Below are 20,500 nucleotides of genomic sequence, written 5' to 3'. Positions count from 1 at the left end.
ATTATTCCTCGCCCTGGCTGTGAGATGAAGGCATTGCGTGTTCATTCATTTCATGGTGCTTTTTGCTCATTTGCCCATGCTCGCTCATCGCTTGATGTTTTTTGTTCATATCGCCATGTGCCTGCATATACTTCATCACAATGGTATGAAATAGGCCGTCGTCGACCTTGCCATAATAGGCAACAGGATTGTTTTCACTGGCTTTTGCAAGCTCAACATAATTGGCATGAGTGAGGTTATTAGCATTGGCTTTAACGCTTGTTACCCACTTGTCAAAATCAGCTTGTGTTGGAGTGGCAATGGCATTGAACTTCATACCGGTAAAACCTGCGCCACTGTAATTAGCAGAAAAGCCTTTAAATGTGCCCGGCTCATTTGCGATTAAATGAAGCTTGGTTTCCATGCCTGCCATAGAATAAATTTGACTACCTAGCTGAGGAATAAAAAACGAGTTCATTGTGCTTTCTGAAGTGATTTTGTATTCCACCGGCACATTTGCCGGAAATACCAATTCATTTACCGTTGCAATACCTTGCTCTGGGTAAATAAATAGCCACTTCCAGTTTAATGAAACCACCTCTACAGTGAGGTGCTCGCCTTTACCTTCAATAGGCTTATAGGGGTCTAAGTCTTGGGTAGACTGCCAGGTAATAACACCTAAAATAATAACGATAACAATAGGAACAGCCCAAACAACGGCTTCAATCTTATTTGAATGAGCCCATTTTGGTGCATAAATTTCATGATCTTGTGTGTCTCGGTATTTCCATGCGAAATACAAAGTCATCACAATAACGGGGATTACTACGAGCAGCATAAGGACAGTAGCAATGATGATTAAGTTTTTCTCATCAATACCTATTTGGCCTTTTGGATCGAGTATCCCGCCTTTACAGCCTGACAACGCCAGCACCGTACTAGCTAAAGCAATATTACAAAGGTTACGAATTAACAAGGGAGTATCCTACAAACCTAGAGTTTTAATTTGCTGCTTTAAATAAAAATTAAGCAACGATTTTTCAATAAAAACCCAAGTTAACTAGAACTAAATTATAAAAATAAAGGGGACTGAACCCGCTGCAAGTGGATGCAAAAAATACCTAGCAACAAACCCAGCTTCTAAACGCATTTATATAACGTAATAAAAGTTAACTTGGGTGAGTGTTGGTTGGCTGACGTGTTTAAAACACGCGGCTACATTGCTAATGCAAACTTTAATTATTTACAGCAAGAAAAAATAATTAAAACCAGCAACAAGTGAAGCCTTACAGACAACCTGTAAAGCTAGGTGGAGCACGACAACCATGTGCAGCGGACACAGGTTGGTGTACTTTTGCCTCGCGAAAAGCGAAAGCGGCTTTACGAAGGATTATTCCAGCACGACGCGCCGGAAAAATATGGAACAATAACCAGCAAAGGCCAATGAGTAACTGACTAGATATGATCGGATGAGCTAAAAATTGCGTAATGTGCAGCAAAACAGGCTGAACAATAGAGCCATTGCTAAACAACGCTTCAAGCTGAAAGGCATCCTCTAATGCACCACTTAGCAGCATTACCGTATTAAACACTAATAATGTTATAGCGACACACACGCCCTTGCCCGCTTTATTCAAGCGTTCACACGTTTGCGGTTTGCTAGAAGCAATAGCCGTATTTGTATGATGCAAAGAAAGTGTGTTCAAAGACATTAACCTACTAAATGACTAATAACAAAATTAGAGTAATAAAGCGCGCAATGGAAAAATTAAAAAAACATTGCTGCTGTAAGCCCTAAAACGAGGTGCTAAATACAATCAAACCCGGCTAGCACACATTTACCTAGTGAGAATTGATCCGTATCAAACAAACTTTCAAAACTTACTGAAAGTTCGATGCTGAGTATAACAAAGACAGTTTTCGGTTCAACAAAAAATATAAAGTTTTGCGTTAAGCTTTCGCAGCTATTTTGTTAATAAAAAATAACATAATAAAAATAAAGACTTAGTTTATAAATATTTTATATTTAGGAAGCTTGAGGAGTAGAGATAAGGGGGATTAATGAAGTTAAAAATAAAGCCGCACAAACAAAAACAGCCCAAATTCAGTCACCACCGAACTTGAGCCGCCTTTCACACTGACAACATCTTCACACACATATAAAGATTCTTGGTTTACACTGCATGGCAATTGTAGGGAATAAAAACAACTCAAAACCGGTCACCACCGACCTTGAGTTGCCTTTCACACTGACAACATCTTCACACACAATATAAAGATTTTTGGTTTACACTGCGTGGCAATTGTAGGAGATAAAAACAACTCAAGCTAAGTCACCACCAAACTTGAGTTGCCTTTCACACTGACAACATCTTCACACACAATATAAAGATTCTTGGTTTACACTGCGCGGCAATTGTAGGGAATAAAAACAACTCAAGCTAAGTCACCACCGAACTTGAGTTGCCTTTCACACTGACAACATCTTCACACACAATATAAAGATTCTTGGTTTACACTGCGTGGCAATTGTAGAGAATAAAAACAACTCAAGCTAAGTCACCACCGAACTTGAGTTGCCTTTCACACTGACAACATCTTCACACACAATATAAAGATTCTTGGTTTACACTGCGTGGCAATTGTAGAGAATAAAAACAACTCAAGCTAAGTCACCACCGAACTTGAGTTGCCTTTCACACTGACAACATCTTCACACACAATATAAAGATTCTTTTAAGCGAGGCTAACTTTTATGCCTCAAGCTTATGACTAGAGCCTTGCTCTGTGTCTATGGTTAAACTTTAGAGTGTTAGCTCCAATTTGACAAACGAGAAAAATAAACCTAATAGGTGAAAAAAACTAAACTATAGACCTTGGTCTAATACATTAAGCTTGCGTTTATTTAAAACAGAGGTTGGACAATAAATATACAGGTACAAAAAAAGCGCCATAAGGCGCTTTTTATCATTAAGCTACTGCTTAAATAATTTGGTTTTCTTTCCAGGCTTGCTCTTTAGCCATACGCTTTTTACGCTTATCACATGGATCGTCACAATCACAGGCTTTATCAATACCTACCGAGCCTAATCCACCGCAACTACTTGCCATAGATTTTCTTTGCACGATCATACCAACAGCCATAGCTATCACGATTAAAATTAATAAACCAAATGTAAGAAAAAAAAGTGACATTGCTTAGCCCCTATTGATCAGCAATAAATTATGCTCAAACATTTTTGAGCGACCGCTAAATTATACACCCAAAACCCACATAGATGCGAGAGAAGTCTATTTCAAAAAATCGGTTGTAATATGCGTTTAGCACGAATAAAGCTTTAGCTAAACGCCATTATATTACAAATAAGGTTTAAAAGCAGTGCTCGCGTAAGTCACAATGCCTTTGTCTGATTTAGCCATTAAGTACACAGGTAAATCGTGCTTTTCAGCGTATGCTTTAGCATCGTCCATTCCCATAACCGTTAATGCGGTTGCTAAGCCATCTGCGGTCATTGCACTAGGATGTAATACAGTAACCGACACTAAGTCATGTTTGATTGGCATGCCTGTTACTGGGTCAATTAAATGAGTGTAAGTTTCGCCATCCATTTTATAAAAAATACGGTAGTCACCTGATGTTGCAATGCCATTCGTACCGGGCGCTAATACTCGGTGAACTTTTCGCTCGCCTGGTGGCGCATCTGGCTGCTCTATCGCGATTTTCCAATCTTGGTTATTTGGCTTTTCACCGCCAATGCGCAGCTCCCCACCTATTTCTACCATGTAGTTACTAATATTTTGGCTTTCAAGTAATTGCGCTACTTTATCAATGCCATACCCTTTCGCTGTGGCCGAAAACGACAGCTCTAAACCATCAACTGTTTTAGCAAGGCCCTGCTCAGTAAGATTTAGTTTATCTACACCAATTTTTTCAATCATTGCAGCAAGTGCTTCATCACTTGGGCGCTTAGTTGGTTTTTTATCAGGTCCAAAGCCCCATAAATCTATTAACGGGCCCATCGTTACATCAAGCGTTTTGGTCGACTTACCTAAACGAATCGATTCACTCACCACAGCCCTAAAGTCTTCACTAATTGGCATAACCTGGTTGGCGGGTAATTTATTAAATGTGTTAATTTCAGAATCGCGGATATACGTAGACATAGACTGATTAACCGCTTTCAATTGCGTATCTATTTGCTGCTGTAATTTAGTGGCATCAACGCTTTTATCGTCGGCGAAGTATTTAATATGATAGGTGGTGCCCATCGTTTTGCCTTCTAAAAATACCTCCTGAGGTGTTTTATCAGCCCCACAGCCAGAGATAAATAGCACTATAGTTAATAAAAAAATACTGATAACGCCTTGAGAACTGCTTACTCTATTCATTAAATTAGCCCATGTAAAATAAAATAAAAAAAGCCCCGTAGCACAAAGTGCGACGAGGCCCGTATTTTAACCAAAACTAAGCTGTTTTGATATGGGTGTTAGCCACCGAAGTCATCTAGTAAGATGTTTTCGTCTTCTACACCTAGGTCTTTAAGCATGCCGATAACAGCCGCGTTCATCATTGGAGGACCACACATGTAGAACTCACAATCTTCTGGCGCTTCATGATCTTTCAAGTAGTTTTCATAAAGTACGTTATGGATAAAGCCTGTGTAACCTTCCCAGTTATCTTCTGGTTGTGGGTCAGACAATGCGGTATGCCATACAAAGTTATCGTTTTCAGCTGCTAAGCCGTCGAAATCTTCAACATAGAACATTTCACGCTCAGAACGCGCACCATACCAGAAACTAATCTTACGCTTAGAGTTTAAACGCTTAAGTTGGTCAAAGATATGTGAACGCATTGGTGCCATACCTGCACCACCACCTACGAATACCATTTCAGCGTCGGTGTCTTTAGCGAAGAACTCACCAAATGGACCTGAAATTGTTACCTTGTCGCCTGCTTTAAGTGACCAAATGTACGATGACATTTTACCACATGGTAGGCTTAGGTTTCTTGGCGGCGGCGTAGCAATACGCACGTTAAGCATGATAATGCCTTCTTCTTCTGGGTAGTTAGCCATTGAGTATGCACGAATTGTTTCGTCGTCTACTTTTGACTCCAGGTCGAAGAAACCAAAGTGATTCCAGTCGCCACGATACTCTTCAGGAATATCGAAATCTGCGTATTTAACATGGTGAGCAGGCGCTTCGATTTGGATGTAACCACCCGCACGGAAAGGCACTGATTCGCCATCTGGAATTTGTAGCTTAAGCTCTTTAATGAACGTTGCTTTGTTATCGTTAGAGATAACTTCACAATCCCATTTTTTAACACCGAAAATTGACTCTTCAAGTTCAATTTCCATGTCGTTTTTAACATTTACCTGACACGCTAAACGACAGCCTTCACGGGCTTCACCTTTAGAAATGTGATCAAGTTCTGTTGGTAAGATATCGCCACCACCTTCTTTAATGTGTACACGACACTGACCACAAGAGCCACCGCCACCACACGCAGATGATACGAAAATACCTGATTCAGATAGCGCGCCTAAAAGCTTGCTACCTGCTGATGTTTTAATGGCTTTGTCTGGATCGCCATTAATACCGATGATGATGTCACCGCTTGCAACTAACTTAGATTTAGCACCAATGATAACTAAAACTAGTAGTACAACGATAGCGATGAAAACACCAACGCCTAAGAAAATCTCATAACTCATGATTTATCCTCGCTACCTTTACAGTGAAATACCAGAGAATGACATAAAGCCAAGACCCATTAAACCAACAGTGATGAAGGTAATACCTAAACCACGTAGGCCATCTGGCACGTCTGAATATTTCATTTTCTCACGGATACCTGCAAGTAATGTAATTGCAAGCGCCCAACCAACACCAGCGCCAACACCATAAACAACAGACTCGCCGAAGTTATAGTTACGCTCAACCATGAATGATACCGCACCAAAAATCGCACAGTTAACTGTGATTAGTGGTAAGAAGATACCTAATGCGTTGTAAAGTGCAGGGAAAAACTTATCTAATGCCATTTCCAAAATTTGCACAAGTGCTGCAATAACACCAATGAACGTTAAGAAACGTAAAAAGCTAAGGTCTGCTTCAGGGTAACCAAGCCACTCTAATGCACCCGGTGCAAGTACGGCATGGTAAACCAAGTTATTTACTGGTACAGAAATACCCAGTACCACAATAACGGCTACACCTAGGCCAATTGATGTAGTTACTTTTTTAGATACTGCTAAGAAAGTACACATACCTAGGAAGAAAGCTAAAGCTAAGTTTTCAATAAAAACCGCTTTTACAAATAAACTAATATAATGTTCCACTGCTTGCCCCTTACGCTTTAGCTTCTACTTGGTCTTTCTTATAAGTACGAAGTACCCATATGAATAAACCAATGATGAAGAATGCACTCGGTGGTAAAATCAATAGACCCATAGGTTGATACCAACCACCATCTTGTACTAATGGGATAATATCAACACCGAATAGTGTTCCCTTACCAAATAGCTCACGAATGAAACCAACAGTAAGTAATACCACTGAGTAGCCTAAGCCATTACCAATACCATCTAAAAATGACATAAGTGGCGGCGACTTCATTGCGTACGCTTCAGCACGACCCATTACAATACAGTTAGTAATGATTAGGCCAACGAATACAGAAAGCTCTTTCGCCGTAGCGTAAGAGAATGCTTGTAATACTTGGTCTACAACAATTACTAGTGAAGCAATGATCGTCATCTGTACGATAATACGTACTGATGAAGGTATGTGGTTACGAATGCTTGAAATGAACAAGCTAGAAAACGCCGTTACTAATGTCAAAGCAATTGACATGATTAAGGCATTTTTTAAGCTAGACGTTACCGCCAGAGCAGAACAAATACCAAGTACTTGTAATGCGATTGGGTTGTTAGCTAAAACCGGACCAAATAGGACCGACTTCATTTCTTTAGTATCAGCCATTATTTCAACGCTCCTTCACGTACCTTCGCAAGGAAAGGACCAAAGCCGTTTTCACCAGTCCAAAAGTCAACTGTGTGATCAACACCATTAGAAGTTAGTGTAGCACCTGATAAACCATCAATTTGATGTTCGTTGCTAGCACCGCTTTTCATAATGTTAATAGGTAACTCTTTACCTTGCCATTTAGCTGTCCATTGTGGGTTTTGAATTTCGCCACCCAGGCCTGGTGTTTCGCTATGCTTGTAAAAGTTGATGTTTTTAACTGTCTCGCCATCGCTTTCAAGCGCTAAGAAACCATACATTACACCCCAAAGGCCGTAACCTTGGATAGGTAAAATGATTGCATCTGTAGAGCCATCTTCTTTTTTAGAGATGTAAACAGGTGAGTTTTTAGTCATACGCTGAATACCAGCGATGTCCTTAATCCCTTCTGCTTTAAGTGCAAAACTTCTTTGTTGGTCGAATTTCGATTTTTCGAAATCAAATGAGTTTGGATCAGCATCTTCAACAAATTCGCCAGTGTCCATATCAACAACACGTGCTTCGATTTTGCCATCGAATGTGTCAGATACAGAGTTTGCGATTTCAATATCAGCTGCTGCTAAGATATTACGTTGAATATCTTGAGTTTTATTAGCTTGCTGTAAAGGACGAAGCTGTACAGAAGCAAACGATACAATAATTGCACACACTAAACATAGTGCTACAACAACCGTTAACGTTTTGCCGATTGATTCGTTATTACTAGACATTACGTGCCAACCTCCGCTTGATATTAGCTTGCACTACAAAGTGATCGAACAGTGGAGCAAATAAGTTAGCAAATAAGATTGCTAGCATCATGCCTTCTGGGAAAGCAGGGTTTACTACACGGATCATAACTACCATAAAGCCAATAAGCGCGCCGTATGCGAACTTACCTTTATCGGTAAATGCAGCTGATACAGGGTCAGTAGCCATAAAGAACATACCAAACGCAAAACCACCCAGTACTAAATGCCAATGCCAAGGCATTGCAAATACAGGGTTGCTCTCAGAGCCAACCGCATTTAATAAGAATGCAGTTGCCACCATACCTAGGAATACACCTAGTACAATGCGCCAAGAAGCGATGCGAACGTAAATTAAGAATAAGCCACCAATAAGCACAGCAAGCGTAGATGTCTCACCTACAGAACCTTGAATGAAACCGTAAAACGCATTCCACCATAGCTCCATGTTGCTGTAATCAAGAGTGCCTACAAACGCTTGACCTAGCATAGTTGCACCAGAGAACGAGTCTACTGCAGTCCATACTGTGTCACCTGAAATTTGTGCAGGGTATGCGAAGAATAAAAACGCACGGCCCGCTAATGCAGGGTTTAAGAAGTTACGGCCTGTACCACCAAAGATTTCTTTAGCAATAACAACACCAAACGTAATACCTAACGCCACTTGCCATAAAGGAATAGTCGCAGGCAAAATAAGTGCAAATAATACAGAGGTTACGAAGAAACCTTCGTTAACTTCATGCTTACGCACAGAAGCAAATAGTACTTCCCAAAAACCACCTACTGCAAAAGTAACGGCGTATATTGGTAAGAAGAAGCATGCCCCGTAGAACATTTTAGCGCCCCAGCCCGACTCAGCGGTTAATTCACCACCAAATAACTGGAACAAGCCAACCTGCCAAGAGTTTGCTAGTTCAAAACCTTGTGCTAAAGCACCTGCGGCCTGATGACCGATGTTGAACATACCAAAAAACATAGCTGGGAACGTCGCCATCCACACTAAAATCATCATGCGTTTTAGGTCGATATTATCGCGAACGTGAGTTGCGCCTTTATTTACATAACCTGGCGTGTAAAAAATAGTCGCGGCTGCTTCATACAGGGCGTACCATTTTTCGTGTTTACCACCTGGTTCAAAATGCGGCTCAATGTCTTCTAAAAATTTCTTTAAACCCATCTCTTAGCCTTCCTTCTCGATCGTTGTTAAGCAATCGCGTAGGATAGAACCATACTCGTATTTGCCCGGACAAACGAAGGTACATAACGCTAAATCTTCTTCATCAAGTTCAAGCGCACCTAATGAAATTGCACTGTCTAAGTCACGTGAAATTAAGTCACGTAATAATAGGGTTGGCAAAATATCTAGCGGCATTACGCGCTCGTAGCTACCAATTGGTACCATGGCACGTTTTGAACCACCTGTAGACGTTGTCATTTTAAATAAACGACTCGGTGCAAGGTGAGAAAGGAATGTACGCGTTACAGAGAATTTATCACTACCTGGTGCAATCCAACCAAACAGCTCTTTTTCGCGACCTTCAAGTAAAACAGATACTTGAACGTGGTAGCGGCCTAAGAATGCATGAGGACCTGAAGAAATAGCGCCAGATAAAACAGAACCAGAAATAACACGGTTATCACCGTCTTCTAATTCGCCTGCCACTAAATCATCTAATGAAGCACCTAGTTGTGTTTTCACTAAACGAGGGTTTTTAACGCGAGGACCTGCAAGCGAAATAACACGGTCTGTGTTGATTTCACCAGTAAGGAATAAGTGACCATACGCGATAACGTCTTGGTAACCAATATGCCAAACTTGTTTATTAACAGATACTGCATCAAGGTGATGAATATGAGTACCAACTAAGCCTGCTGGATGCACGCCACCGAACTCATGTACTTCTACTTGAGCGATAGACGAGCTAGGAACTTGACTGCCAGCTTGCTTACATACAAATACTTTGCCATCGGTCAAACGCGAAACAACAGCAAGACCCGCTTCAAATGCAGCTGCATTTTCGGCAATAATTACTGCAGGATCTGCAGCAAGAGGGTTTGTGTCGATAGCGGTTACAAATATAGAGCTAGGATTTGCATCCAACGCAGCTATTTTGCTAAATGGGCGAGCACGAAGTGCTGTCCATTGACCTGACTGAACAAGTACTTCTTTGGCTTTTTCACGCGATAAGCTTGCAAGCTCATCTGCATTGAAAGAGTCAAAGGTGATTTGCTCACTGCCGTTTACTTCAATAACAACAGATTGCAGCACACGTTTAGCACCACGATTAATTTCTTTTACTGTACCAGAAGCTGGTGCAGTAAATAGGACGCCTGGGTTCTTTTTGTCTTCAAAAAGTACCTGGCCTTTTTTGACTTGGTCATCCACACGAACATGCATGGTTGGACGCATACCGATAAACTCTTCACCTAGCACAGCTACACGTTTGATGGCAGAACCATCATGAATAACTTGCTGAGGCGCGCCCTCTATGGGTAAATCCAGACCTTTTTTTATGTTGATCATACGCACTTGCATTAATTAACGGAAAGAAACTGAAAAATCGTATCAACCACGTCGCCACTTGAGTTATCCAAGATATATCAAGGTACAAAAGAACAACTTGCTAGGAATATCAAACAAGCAACGCAGTAAAACTCCTCACATATTGCTTCGATTTTAACATCATTATGTACGACTATGCGAGTGTATTTATGAAAATTATACGACAGAAACGCTTATTTAGTTTTGTTAAGTGTTTTAAATAAAAATCAAGGTAGACCAAAGTGGTAGCCTAAGCACCTAACTGCCACAAAATATCTAAAACACTAAAAGCAAAAAAGCCGCAATAAGCGACTTTTTATAATTACAAAGTATGATTAGTCAATCATGTTTGCAATTGGCTTCACTGCGTCTACATCTTGCTCATAGTCAACAGCGTCAATGCCAAAACCAAATAAACGTAAAAATTCGTTATGGTAGCCTACATAATCGGTTAGCTCATCAATTGAGCTCGTATCTACTTTATCCCAAACAGCTTGCACACGTGCTTGTACATCGTCTTCTAGCTCTTTGTAGTTTTGGAATAAGTGGCCGCCCTCGTCAAAGCGTGGGTTTTCACCGTATAGGTTTTCGCTAAATAAAGCATGAATTTGCTCAATGGTGCCTTCATAAGTGCCATCGGCTTTCATTACTTTAAATAAAGCAGAGATATATAGCGGCATAATAGGAATAGCAGAGCTTGCCTGAGTAACAACAGCATTTAACGACGACACATAGGCTTGACCATTTAAATCTTTTGTCGATTCTTTAATTGCGGCAGTTGCACGGTCTAAATCTTCTTTTGCTTTACCTATTGTTGCGTGCCCGTAGATTGGCCACGTTAACTCTTTACCTATATAAGTATAAGCCGTGGTTTTAAAGTTATCGGCTAGTACGTCTGCTTCTTTTAATGCATCAATCCACATTTCCCAATCTTCACCGCCCATCACTTTAATGGTGTTATCGATGTCATCTTGGCTTGCGGCTTCTACTGTTACTTCGTCAATTTCGCGCTTTGACGTATTTAAATTTTTTGTAGTTACAGCACTGCCAATAGGTTTAAGTGTAGATGAATACACCTCACCTGTATTTGGATCGGTACGACGAGGCGATGCTAAGCTGTAAATAATACAGTCTACTTTGCCTAAATCTGCTTTGATTGTCTCGATTGCTTTTTGCTTAATTTCGTTAGAAAACGCATCGCCATTAATATTTTTTGACCAAAGCCCAGCTTCATCTGCAGCGTCTTGAAATGCTGCTGTATTGTACCAACCAGCAGAACCTGTTTTACGCTCTGTACCTTCTTTTTCAAAGAAAATACCCAGTGTTTTAGCCCCACCGCCAAATGCCGCCGTAATACGAGACGCTAAGCCGTAGCCAGTAGATGCCCCAATTACGAGTACATTTTTAGGCGCATCTTTTAATTCGCCTTGTTGTTTTACATAGTTAATTTGCTCTTGAACATGCTCTGCACATCCTACAGGGTGTGCGTTAGTACAAATAAATCCACGAATTTTAGGCTTAATGACCATTGATCATCCTATATCTTTTACAATAAAAATTAGCGCTAGTTTAAAGGCTAATACTAAAAACACTGATCTGATCAGTTAAACCTGATCAAATACCCCTATTATATTGGCTAACGTACATTGTGGTTAATTTAGCTTTGAGCCGCCCATACAATTTGGAGAGTCAGGTGCTTCGCCACCCTGCTCTGAAAATTCATCTGGCGTGTACGTATGAATTGCTAAGGCATGAATATGATTTGCTAGCTCATCTTTTAGTACTTCGTTAATTTGGCGGTGGCGCTGTAATAATCGTTTACCCGCAAATTCTTCGCTTACCACAATTACTTTAAAATGCGACTCAGTACCGGCGCTGTGCATATGGCTTTCGTTAATTACGTTTAAATGCTTACAGGCAATCGCGCTACTAAGCTTGTCTTGAATTTGTTGTTGCATTGACATTAAAACACCATATTTAGTCACTGATTTGTGCAGCTACTATAACAAGTTAATTTAACTAACTAAATTGCTTTTGTTTAATGTGCTCAATAAAGCGGTACGTTAAGCTGATCCGTGGGTGAGCAAGCGTTGTTTGTTTGGGGATTGCGTGCTGGTAGTCGCGCTGACTATGCCCACTCATCACTAAGCAACTGCCGCTTTGTAATTTTAAGTCGGTGACTTTATTAGTGGCTTTTTGTTTTAATTTGAGTACGCGCTCAGCACCAAGCGATATACATACAATGGTAGGCTCAGGGCCTAGCTCTATTTCATCATCACTGTGCCAGCCCATGGTGTCGTTACCATCACGGTAATAATTAACTAATAACGAATTAAGCGGCTTATTTAAATGTCGCTCTAAACGTTTTCGCATTGCTAAAAGCACCTCATCCCACGGCTCTACTATTTGTTTACTGTGTGAGTAACCATATTCAATATTTAAGTCGCTCATAAAACATTGCAAACGTGGAATGGGCCCTGTTCTGCCATACACAGTGACATTAGGCTGCTGCCAATTAAGATTTTTTTGTAAATAATAAAATAAATCGAGGCTTTTTTGCGCACTAAGCGCCTTACTTTGATAAGAAAAGCCGTTTGGTAACTGTTGGGGGTTGGCGTTTTGCCGTTGCATGTTAGAATTTACCTACATTAGATTACTGATCAACAAACCATTATGACGACGCAAGCCCAGCTAGGCGATAAAACATTTACTCTTGAACGTTTCCCTTTGGATCAAAAAAACCGCAGTTTACAAGCGTGGGATTCGGCCGACGAGTACCTTATCAATTATGTTAACGAACATCACCCTGATTGTCGCTCATTACTAATTTTAAACGACGCGTTTGGTGCTCTTGCCTGTTATTTTAGTGAATTAACGGTTTGTTCAGTTAACGATTCTTATATTAGCCACCAAGCTGCAGCCTATAATTTAAAAGAAAATAAACTATCAACAGCCCAATTTACACAGTTAGATAGCTTATCTGCGCTGCCTGAAGAGGTTGATTTAGTACTTATAAAAATACCGCGTAACGTCGGGTTTTTACAGTTTCAATTAAGCGAGTTGAGTGAAGTACTTGCCCCTGGCACACCGGTTATTGCCGCGGGTAAAACAAAGGAAATTCATAACTCAACTATAAAAGCGTTTGAGCAATTTATTGGCGAAACCAAAACAAGTTTGGCCGTTAAAAAGTCGCGTTTAATATTAAGTACAGCTAAAGGCGGTTATAAAGAAGCTAACTTCCCGGTAAGTTGGCAGCTTGAAGGCACTGATTTTAATATAACCAACCATGCCAATGTGTTTTCGCGCGATTCGTTAGATATAGGTGCACGGTTCTTTTTTAATTACTTGCCGCAAACCTCAAAAGCAAAAAGTATTATCGACTTAGGTTGTGGTAATGGTGTGGTGGGTTTAATGACGTTATCACGCTGTCCAAATGCGTCGGTAACCTTTGTTGATGAGTCGTACATGGCGGTCGAATCTGCACGTTTAAATGTAGAACTTAACCAAGCAAATAAATTTGATGATTGCCAATTTATAGAAAACGATTGTTTAACCGGCTTTGCAAGAGACAGTGTGGATATGGTGTTGTGTAACCCTCCATTTCACCAAGCCCAAGCTGTTACCGACCACATTGCGTGGCAAATGTTTAAACAAGCAAAAGATACATTAAAAGAAGGTGGCGAGCTGCGTATTATTGGTAATCGTCATTTAGATTATCACGATAAATTAAATCGTATGTTTGGTAACTGTAAGCTATTAGGTTCAAACAAAAAGTTTGTAGTGCTCAGCGCAACTAAAAATAGTGGGATGCTATAAAATGAAATTAACTAAATTTATTTTAGCCTGTTGCTCCATGCTGGTGTTTAGCGCATGCAGTAACCAGCCAAACCAAGTGATATTAAACCCGGTTTATAAAAGTGGCCAAATTAGCGTTATTTCAGCCAGTTTAAGTACCAGCGTTATTGATTTACGTGGTGATAGCGCAACCCTTAAGCTTGTTGAGTCGGACAAAACCAAGACCTTTGCCAGCCAAGATATTGTAACCTCTGTTAAAAGCGTATTAGATAGCGCGCTAAACCGTAACGGGGCAAGCATTTCTAACCTAGCAACAACCCGCTTTGAACTAGATATTCATGCCCTACAAGCACAAGTGACTGAAAAGCTCATGAGCCATACCAGCGAAGCGCACATTGAGCTAGGCGTACGGGTCATTCGCTCTACCAGCAATTTTAGTAAAGTGTATCGTGGCAGTGCTAATTTAGAAGGGCCGCTGAGCCACGATCGCGCCAAAATTGAAGGTCAACTCAATAAGTTGACGGAACAAATTATAACCCGCATTGTATCGGACCCAGAATTAATTGAATTTTTAGAAGGTTAACAATGAAACGATTTTTAATCTGCTTAAGCCTACTATTTAGTGTAAGCACCTTTGCCGCACAAGAAGGCCGTTTTGTTCAAAAAGACAATATTTTTCCGCGTGTAGAAATAGTCACGTCATTGGGTAGCATTGTGGTTGAGCTAGACCGCTCAAAAGCCCCTATTACGGTAAATAACTTTTTAACCTACGTAATGGATAAAAGTTACCAAGGCAGTATATTTCACCGTGTAGAACGTGATGTTGAAAACGACCGTGACTTTGTAATACAAGGTGGTGGCTACGATAAAGACCTTGATGGCTTACACGAAAACGACCCTATATTTAACGAAAGCGGCAACGGTTTAAAAAATGATATGTACAGCATCGCTATGGCGTATCAAGACCGTGAACCGCATTCAGGAACTCGCCAGTTCTTTTTTAATATGGATGATAACGATCATTTAAACCCAGGTAGAGACTGGGGCTTTGCCGTGTTTGGCAATGTAATGGATGGTTACGACACGCTAGATAAAATTATGGCTGTAGAAACCGGCTTTAATGAAAAAATAGGCTACGACTTTGTACCAAAAACGCCCGTTGTTATTTTAAATATTAAAGTACTTGAGCAAACCCCATTATAAATCACTGAGGTGCAACTAAGTTGCACCCAACGCCAATGAAGGCCCTATGAGCAAAACCCTCTCAGTAAGCGAATATTTCTCGTATTTTAAAGATAAACGTTTAATCAATATTTTTATATTTGGTATGAGCAGTGGTTTTCCATGGGTACTGATTGGCTCTGTGATGTCGGCTTGGCTAAAAGACGAAGGCCTAAGCCGCAGTATGATTGGCTTATTTGGTATTGTATTTGGCGCATACAGCATTAATTTTATGTGGTCGCCGCTTATTGATAGAACCAAACTGCCATTATTGTACAAATGGTTTGGGCAACGTCGCAGCTGGATTTTATTTTGCCAAAGCTTTATGTTTATTGGCACCCTGCTTTTAGCGGGGCTTGATTTAAAAGCAAACTTAGCGATTGCCGCCGGCTTATGTTTACTCATCGCAGTCGCCTCTGCCACACAAGACATAGCAATTGATGCTTTTAGAATAGACACGTTAAGCGAAAACGAATCTCATAAAGCCACTGCAGCTGCTGCTATGGCCACATCGGGTTGGTGGACAGGTTACGCATTACTGGGTGCTATTCCTTTTTACATGGCCGATATCCCCTCTTTAGATTGGCCACAAGTGTATTACTTTTTAGCCGCTGTTATGTTGATACTAATGAGCGGCGTGTTGTTTGCCAAAGAGCCTAAATCAAACCGAGAAGCTGTTCACGCAGAGCTTGAGCGCGTATACCTTGAAAAACTAGCCAGCATTAAGCAAACGCCCTTTACTAAAGTGATTGCTTGGCTTGGCGTTACAGTGGTTGATCCCTTTAAAACCTTTTTTGCTAAAAATGGGGTTAAAACAGCCCTTGCCTTATTAGCATTTATTTTCTTATTTAAAATAGGCGAAGCTTTTTTAGGGCGTATGTCGATTGTTTTTTATAAAGAAATAGGCTTTAGCAACAGCGACATAGCTACTTTTTCAAAAGTAGGCACTGCAGTACTCACCATTGCTTTTACCTTTGTGGGCAGCTTGTTCAATCAAAAGTACGGCATTGTAAAAGGGTTATTTATAAGTGGCGTTGCTATGGCGGGGTCTAATTTAGCATTTTCGGCTATTGCGCTGGTTGGCCCTAATTTAGGCTTATACGCTTTTGCTATTGTAATTGATGGCTTTACTCAGGCTTGGTCGTTAGTGGCTATGGTGGCATTTATATCGATGTTATGTGACCGGGCATTTAGTGCAACACATTATGCATTACTGGCTTCGCTTGGGAATTTAGGGCGTACACTGCTTTCAAGTTACAGTGGTGTGGTTATTGATGATTGGCTAATGGGAAATTGGGCATTATTTTTTGTGTTAACGGCATTAATGGTAATACCTTCGCTGGTGTTTTTATATTTGATTAGGCATAAGCTCTATCAGTTAGAGCAAAATTATCATAAAAATATGTAATGCATCCCTGCATTAACGTGATTTGCTTAGGCCGTTCAAGTGCCCCTTATAACACCCTAAGCAAAACAATATTAATCCGCTTTAATTAAGCCTAGCGCTTCATGCGGATCAACTTCAAGTGCATTACAGTAACGTACAAACTCAATAACATCTAAGCGGCGTTCTTGATTTTCAATCTTACCGATAAATGAGTGAGGTGTTCCTAGCACTTGTGCCAGGCTACGCATTGTATGACCCTTTTCATGGCGTTTTGTTTTAAGCCATTTAGTTAGCTTTTCGTTTTCTTCAGAAGAAACAGTCTTGCCCATCATTTTACATCTCCTACTAGATGATATGACATACCCGTCAAAGCAGTAGTCACACAATGATTGGAGGCATATAAGCAGATACCCACTACATTATTCAATAGCAAGCTATTGCTTAAATAAGCAAAGGTATTGCTACTTATTCAACCTACCAATCTATTCAGTGCTAACCCGCAAAAATAGGATATAGGTTTATTTTTATTAAGAGTGAAATTTTGCCCGTCTCACTCTTGGATACATTATATACTATTAACAGTTCGGTTAAATAATTAATTACATAGTTTGCATAAATTTACCCAACCACTAACCTTTACTTATGCTGAATATTTAAGTTAACGTACCAAAAATATTAAGTTTTTTCCTAAAAAATTAATTGTAAGATAAAAGCACTTTGTTACAAATTAACGTGCGAATAACCTTGCTGTATTGATGTTTAAACAACAGTAAGGGTAAAAAAGTTCCCATAAATAACGTTTTTCCCTAACTAAGGGACTAAAGAGGAAGTATGTTTAGAGTCTTATTTTTGTTGCCTATTTTACTATGCTTTTTATGGTTTTTGTTTTTACGTCACTACGGAGTACCCATTAAACAAGGTAAAAAAGGCTTTTTATACATACTTGCCTTTTCTGCTTTTGTATTAGGCTTTTTTGTATTAATAATGCAGTTTACCCATTACAGCCCAATTGAATTTTAGGCATTAAAAAAGCCGCTAACGCGGCTTTAATAGCTAAGCGTAAATTGCTTAAACGCTAAAACTTGCACCACACCCACAGGTAGTCGTTGCATTAGGATTAGATACAAAAAAGCGTGCGCCTTCTAACCCTTCGGTGTAATCCACTTCGCCATCAACTAAGTACTGAATACTCATTGGGTCAATAACCAGGGTTACACCATTTTTAACTATTTCTAAATCGCCAGGATTTGCTTTTTCATCAAAAGTAAAACCATATTGAAAACCAGAACAACCACCACCTGTTACGTAAACACGCAGTTTTAAATCTGGATTTTCTTCTTCGTCGATTAACTGTTTAACACGAACAGCAGCTGCATCGCTGAACTTTATTGGTAATTCTTCAGACATTTTAAAACCCTCAATATCGCAATGGCGTGATTATCTAATACCCGAGTGTTTTAATCAAGTATAGTCAAACATCTCTTGCGCTATCTTAGGCTTTAAACTATTGCTTTAGCCGATACGATAGCAAAATGTGTTTTCAGTGGTTGCTGTAATATTTGTTAATATAAGTGTTTAAAATTGCAAAATCACAAGGACTTACCTGCACACTTTTGTTAAACTGCTCGCTGAAAAAATGTGGCGGAGAATACAGCATGTGGCTTGAGCAACTCAGGCGTCGATTAGCAAAACCAAAAACCTCTGTGCAATTATGCTTATTAGGCGTAAGTGCTGGTTTAATTGCTGCATTTTTTATTATTTTATTTCGCTTAACGATTCTGTTTTTTCAAAGCTTATTTTTAGACACTCCCGATAATTTTACTACTATCCCCACTCTTGAACGGGTTTTAATGCCGTTAATTGCTGCGCTACTGATTGCTACATTTGCTGCATTTACTGGCTTTAAGCACTACCGATTAGGCATTCCTTTTGTTATTCATCGTATTAAACGCCACTACGGGCAAATGCCGCTTTACAACACCGTAAATCAATTTGTTGGTGGTGCACTGGCACTTATTAGTGGTTTTTCGGTGGGCCGCGAAGGGCCATCTGTTCATATGGGCGCAACTGGCGCAAGTATATTAGCCGATAAACTTCATTTACCGCATAACGCCATGCGTACATTAAGTGGCTGTGGTGTCGCCGCTGGTATTGCGGCCTCGTTTAATACCCCTCTGGCTGCGGTTATTTTTGTAATGGAAGTGGTGCTACGTGAGTACAAAGTGCATATTTTTGTACCAATTATGCTTGCCGCACTAACTGGTGCATTAGCAACCCAATTTGTGTTTGGTGAAGGCTCAGAGCTTGCACTTATTAGCATTACGCCATTGAGTGGTTGGCATTACCCATATTTAATTTTATGTGGCATGGCCTTAGGGGCAATTGCCTATAGCTTTAATCAAAATTTAATGCTGATCATAAAAACATTTAAACCTTTAAGCATGTTTCCTCGTTTACTCATTGCAGGTTGTATTGCGAGTATTATTGCCTATGCAGTGCCCCAAGCAATGGGTTCGGGTATGAGCGCGATTACTATTGCGGTTGAATCGCCTGAAAACGCGCAACTACTTACCACTATTTTAATAGCTAAACTGCTAGCGACCTTGTTTGCCATTGGCCTAGGAATACCGGGTGGCTTAATAGGCCCCGTTATTGGGCTAGGTGTATTAACAGGTACTTTAATGGCCTTTTTTGCCCAATTTATAAGCCCAGGTGCTGACATTGCAGGCACATACGGCGTATTAGGAATGGCAGGATTACTCGCAGCTACATTACATGCGCCGTTAGCAGCATTAACTACTGTGATGGAGCTTACGTCCTCGCCAGAGATTATTGTACCGGCCATGTTAGTGATAACAACCGCCTATGTAACGGCGCTGCAAGTATTTGGCAATCGGTCTATATTTTTGCAACAGCTCGATTTTCAGGGGCTACCCTATCATGTATCGCCCGCAACGGAGGCGCTACAAAAAGTGGGCATAATGGATGATATGGATGAGGACTTTAAACTGCTTTATTCAGACGATAAAGAGCAAATTAAAAACACCTTAGACGCCATGGATAGCCAAACCCCTTTAATAGTTTACGATGAAGAAAACGGCTATCGCTTAGCAGAGTACGACCTTACCCTGATGTCGGGCGAAAACATAAATATAAACTACATTAGCTTACAAGGCATTAGCAGCCAGTCGACCTTAGCTGATGCCTTTGATATTTTAAAAGATAAACGCAGCGGCGCCCTGTATGTATACAACTTGCTAGATGATCAGCAAATAATGGGGCTATTACGCTGGGATCAAATAAATAATATTTTAACTATTCGTAACAGCCTACTTTAGGATTCTTATGAGCGCTTTACTAATTTATAAAACACTGCACATTTTTTTTATGATTGCTTGGTTTGCCGGTATTTTTTATTTACCTCGGTTATTTGTATACCACGCAATGAGCGAAGAAAAAGCCTGTAACTCTATGCTTAAAGTGATGGAACGCCGGCTACTCTTTTTTGTTACCCCGTTTGCTATTTTAACGGCCGTTTTTGGTGTACTCACTATTGTAGAATATGGCCGTGAGTGGTTTAGATACAGCATGTGGCTGCACTACAAACTGGTACTGGTCATTATTTTATATCTATATCACGGCTACTGCTTTAAATTACTGAGCGACTTTAAACACGACAAAAATACCAAAACGGACCGTTTTTATCGTATTTTTAATGAGCTCCCAGTTATTGCGCTGCTAATTATTGTAGCGCTTGCGGTAATAAAACCTAATTTATAAGCTGTGTAGCGCATGTTAAACTGCGCTGCAATTTACAAT

Annotated in this window: 22 protein-coding genes; 7 read left to right on the top strand and 15 right to left on the bottom strand. The window is 40.2% G+C overall.

Going from position 1 to position 20,500, the window contains the following annotated elements; all coding sequences use genetic code 11:
• Window position 1 precedes the first annotated feature (1 nt).
• The 13 genes from cyoA to OIZ54_RS10955 form a co-directional block, all read right to left on the bottom strand.
• Complete coding sequence (gene cyoA / locus OIZ54_RS11015; protein ID WP_248442972.1) at window positions 2–955, bottom strand: ubiquinol oxidase subunit II; 954 nt, start codon at window positions 953–955, stop codon at window positions 2–4.
• A 310-nt stretch (window positions 956–1,265) separates the two neighbouring features.
• Window positions 1,266–1,685 carry a hypothetical protein gene (locus OIZ54_RS11010; RefSeq protein ID WP_264390464.1) on the bottom strand — a complete coding sequence of 140 codons (420 nt, stop codon included), beginning with the start codon at window positions 1,683–1,685 and terminating at the stop codon, window positions 1,266–1,268.
• Between the two features lie 1,276 nt (window positions 1,686–2,961).
• The gene (gene nqrM, locus OIZ54_RS11005) at window positions 2,962–3,174 is read right to left on the bottom strand and encodes a (Na+)-NQR maturation NqrM (RefSeq protein WP_264390403.1); all 213 of its coding nucleotides are present in this window, start codon (window positions 3,172–3,174) and stop codon (window positions 2,962–2,964) included.
• A 162-nt stretch (window positions 3,175–3,336) separates the two neighbouring features.
• Entirely contained in the window at window positions 3,337–4,368 is a 1,032-nt protein-coding gene (locus tag OIZ54_RS11000; protein WP_264390402.1) for an FAD:protein FMN transferase, read from the bottom strand.
• Window positions 4,369–4,466: 98 nt separating this feature from the next.
• Entirely contained in the window at window positions 4,467–5,696 is a 1,230-nt protein-coding gene (nqrF, locus tag OIZ54_RS10995; RefSeq protein WP_004587138.1) for an NADH:ubiquinone reductase (Na(+)-transporting) subunit F, read from the bottom strand.
• Between the two features lie 18 nt (window positions 5,697–5,714).
• Window positions 5,715–6,323, bottom strand: a complete 609-nt coding sequence (gene nqrE, locus OIZ54_RS10990) for an NADH:ubiquinone reductase (Na(+)-transporting) subunit E (protein WP_004587139.1) — start codon at window positions 6,321–6,323, stop codon at window positions 5,715–5,717.
• Between the two features lie 10 nt (window positions 6,324–6,333).
• Window positions 6,334–6,966 carry an NADH:ubiquinone reductase (Na(+)-transporting) subunit D gene (locus OIZ54_RS10985; protein ID WP_004587140.1) on the bottom strand — a complete coding sequence of 211 codons (633 nt, stop codon included), beginning with the start codon at window positions 6,964–6,966 and terminating at the stop codon, window positions 6,334–6,336.
• A complete protein-coding gene (locus OIZ54_RS10980) occupies window positions 6,966–7,718 on the bottom strand; it encodes a Na(+)-translocating NADH-quinone reductase subunit C (RefSeq protein ID WP_004587141.1) in 753 nt (250 codons plus the stop codon). The genes OIZ54_RS10985 and OIZ54_RS10980 overlap by 1 nt, the downstream gene beginning before the upstream one ends.
• Window positions 7,711–8,913, bottom strand: coding sequence for an NADH:ubiquinone reductase (Na(+)-transporting) subunit B (locus OIZ54_RS10975; RefSeq protein ID WP_004587142.1), 1,203 nt, complete (start codon window positions 8,911–8,913; stop codon window positions 7,711–7,713). Before OIZ54_RS10975 ends, OIZ54_RS10980 begins: the two co-directional genes overlap by 8 nt.
• 3 nt (window positions 8,914–8,916) lie before the next feature.
• Complete coding sequence (locus OIZ54_RS10970; RefSeq protein WP_004587143.1) at window positions 8,917–10,260, bottom strand: Na(+)-translocating NADH-quinone reductase subunit A; 1,344 nt, start codon at window positions 10,258–10,260, stop codon at window positions 8,917–8,919.
• Between the two features lie 353 nt (window positions 10,261–10,613).
• A complete protein-coding gene (gene fabV, locus OIZ54_RS10965) occupies window positions 10,614–11,807 on the bottom strand; it encodes an enoyl-ACP reductase FabV (RefSeq protein ID WP_024034299.1) in 1,194 nt (397 codons plus the stop codon).
• A 123-nt stretch (window positions 11,808–11,930) separates the two neighbouring features.
• The gene (locus OIZ54_RS10960) at window positions 11,931–12,242 is read right to left on the bottom strand and encodes a BolA family protein (RefSeq protein ID WP_004587145.1); all 312 of its coding nucleotides are present in this window, start codon (window positions 12,240–12,242) and stop codon (window positions 11,931–11,933) included.
• 55 nt (window positions 12,243–12,297) lie between these two features.
• Window positions 12,298–12,909 (bottom strand): alpha-ketoglutarate-dependent dioxygenase AlkB family protein, encoded by a 612-nt coding sequence (locus OIZ54_RS10955; protein ID WP_004587146.1) that lies wholly within the window; start codon window positions 12,907–12,909, stop codon window positions 12,298–12,300.
• A gap of 42 nt (window positions 12,910–12,951) precedes the next feature.
• Between OIZ54_RS10955 and OIZ54_RS10950 the strand changes: the two genes are divergently transcribed.
• Genes OIZ54_RS10950 through OIZ54_RS10935 form a run of 4 tightly spaced genes read left to right on the top strand, consistent with a single transcriptional unit; the run spans window position 12,952 to window position 16,702 of the window.
• Window positions 12,952–14,094, top strand: coding sequence for a methyltransferase (locus tag OIZ54_RS10950; protein ID WP_024034301.1), 1,143 nt, complete (start codon window positions 12,952–12,954; stop codon window positions 14,092–14,094).
• A 1-nt stretch (window position 14,095) separates the two neighbouring features.
• Window positions 14,096–14,656 carry a YajG family lipoprotein gene (locus OIZ54_RS10945; RefSeq protein ID WP_096042114.1) on the top strand — a complete coding sequence of 187 codons (561 nt, stop codon included), beginning with the start codon at window positions 14,096–14,098 and terminating at the stop codon, window positions 14,654–14,656.
• Window positions 14,657–14,658: 2 nt separating this feature from the next.
• Window positions 14,659–15,276, top strand: coding sequence for a peptidylprolyl isomerase (locus OIZ54_RS10940; protein ID WP_004587149.1), 618 nt, complete (start codon window positions 14,659–14,661; stop codon window positions 15,274–15,276).
• Between the two features lie 46 nt (window positions 15,277–15,322).
• On the top strand, window positions 15,323–16,702 hold the full coding sequence (locus OIZ54_RS10935) for an AmpG family muropeptide MFS transporter (protein WP_004587150.1): 1,380 nt from the start codon (window positions 15,323–15,325) through the stop codon (window positions 16,700–16,702).
• A gap of 71 nt (window positions 16,703–16,773) precedes the next feature.
• Here OIZ54_RS10935 and OIZ54_RS10930 read toward each other — a convergent pair whose 3' ends face one another.
• Window positions 16,774–17,013, bottom strand: a complete 240-nt coding sequence (locus tag OIZ54_RS10930) for a helix-turn-helix domain-containing protein (protein ID WP_004587151.1) — start codon at window positions 17,011–17,013, stop codon at window positions 16,774–16,776.
• Window positions 17,014–17,512: 499 nt separating this feature from the next.
• Between OIZ54_RS10930 and OIZ54_RS10925 the strand changes: the two genes are divergently transcribed.
• The gene (locus tag OIZ54_RS10925) at window positions 17,513–17,701 is read left to right on the top strand and encodes a hypothetical protein (protein WP_004587152.1); all 189 of its coding nucleotides are present in this window, start codon (window positions 17,513–17,515) and stop codon (window positions 17,699–17,701) included.
• A gap of 48 nt (window positions 17,702–17,749) precedes the next feature.
• Here the strand turns inward: OIZ54_RS10925 and erpA are convergent, their stop codons facing one another.
• Entirely contained in the window at window positions 17,750–18,088 is a 339-nt protein-coding gene (erpA, locus tag OIZ54_RS10920) for an iron-sulfur cluster insertion protein ErpA (protein ID WP_002958911.1), read from the bottom strand.
• Between the two features lie 248 nt (window positions 18,089–18,336).
• On the opposite strand from erpA, the gene OIZ54_RS10915 reads away from it, so the two are divergent.
• A complete protein-coding gene (locus tag OIZ54_RS10915; protein ID WP_055252948.1) occupies window positions 18,337–20,019 on the top strand; it encodes a chloride channel protein in 1,683 nt (560 codons plus the stop codon).
• A 7-nt stretch (window positions 20,020–20,026) separates the two neighbouring features.
• A complete protein-coding gene (locus OIZ54_RS10910) occupies window positions 20,027–20,461 on the top strand; it encodes a CopD family protein (RefSeq protein ID WP_248442964.1) in 435 nt (144 codons plus the stop codon).
• Window positions 20,462–20,500: the final 39 nt, after the last annotated feature.

The organism is Pseudoalteromonas sp. A3, from assembly GCF_025942345.1.
GTDB classification, from domain to species: Bacteria; Pseudomonadota; Gammaproteobacteria; order Enterobacterales; family Alteromonadaceae; genus Pseudoalteromonas; species Pseudoalteromonas atlantica.
Note: the sequence above shows the minus strand (reverse complement) of the source record. Positions and strands in the feature narration are given on the sequence as shown.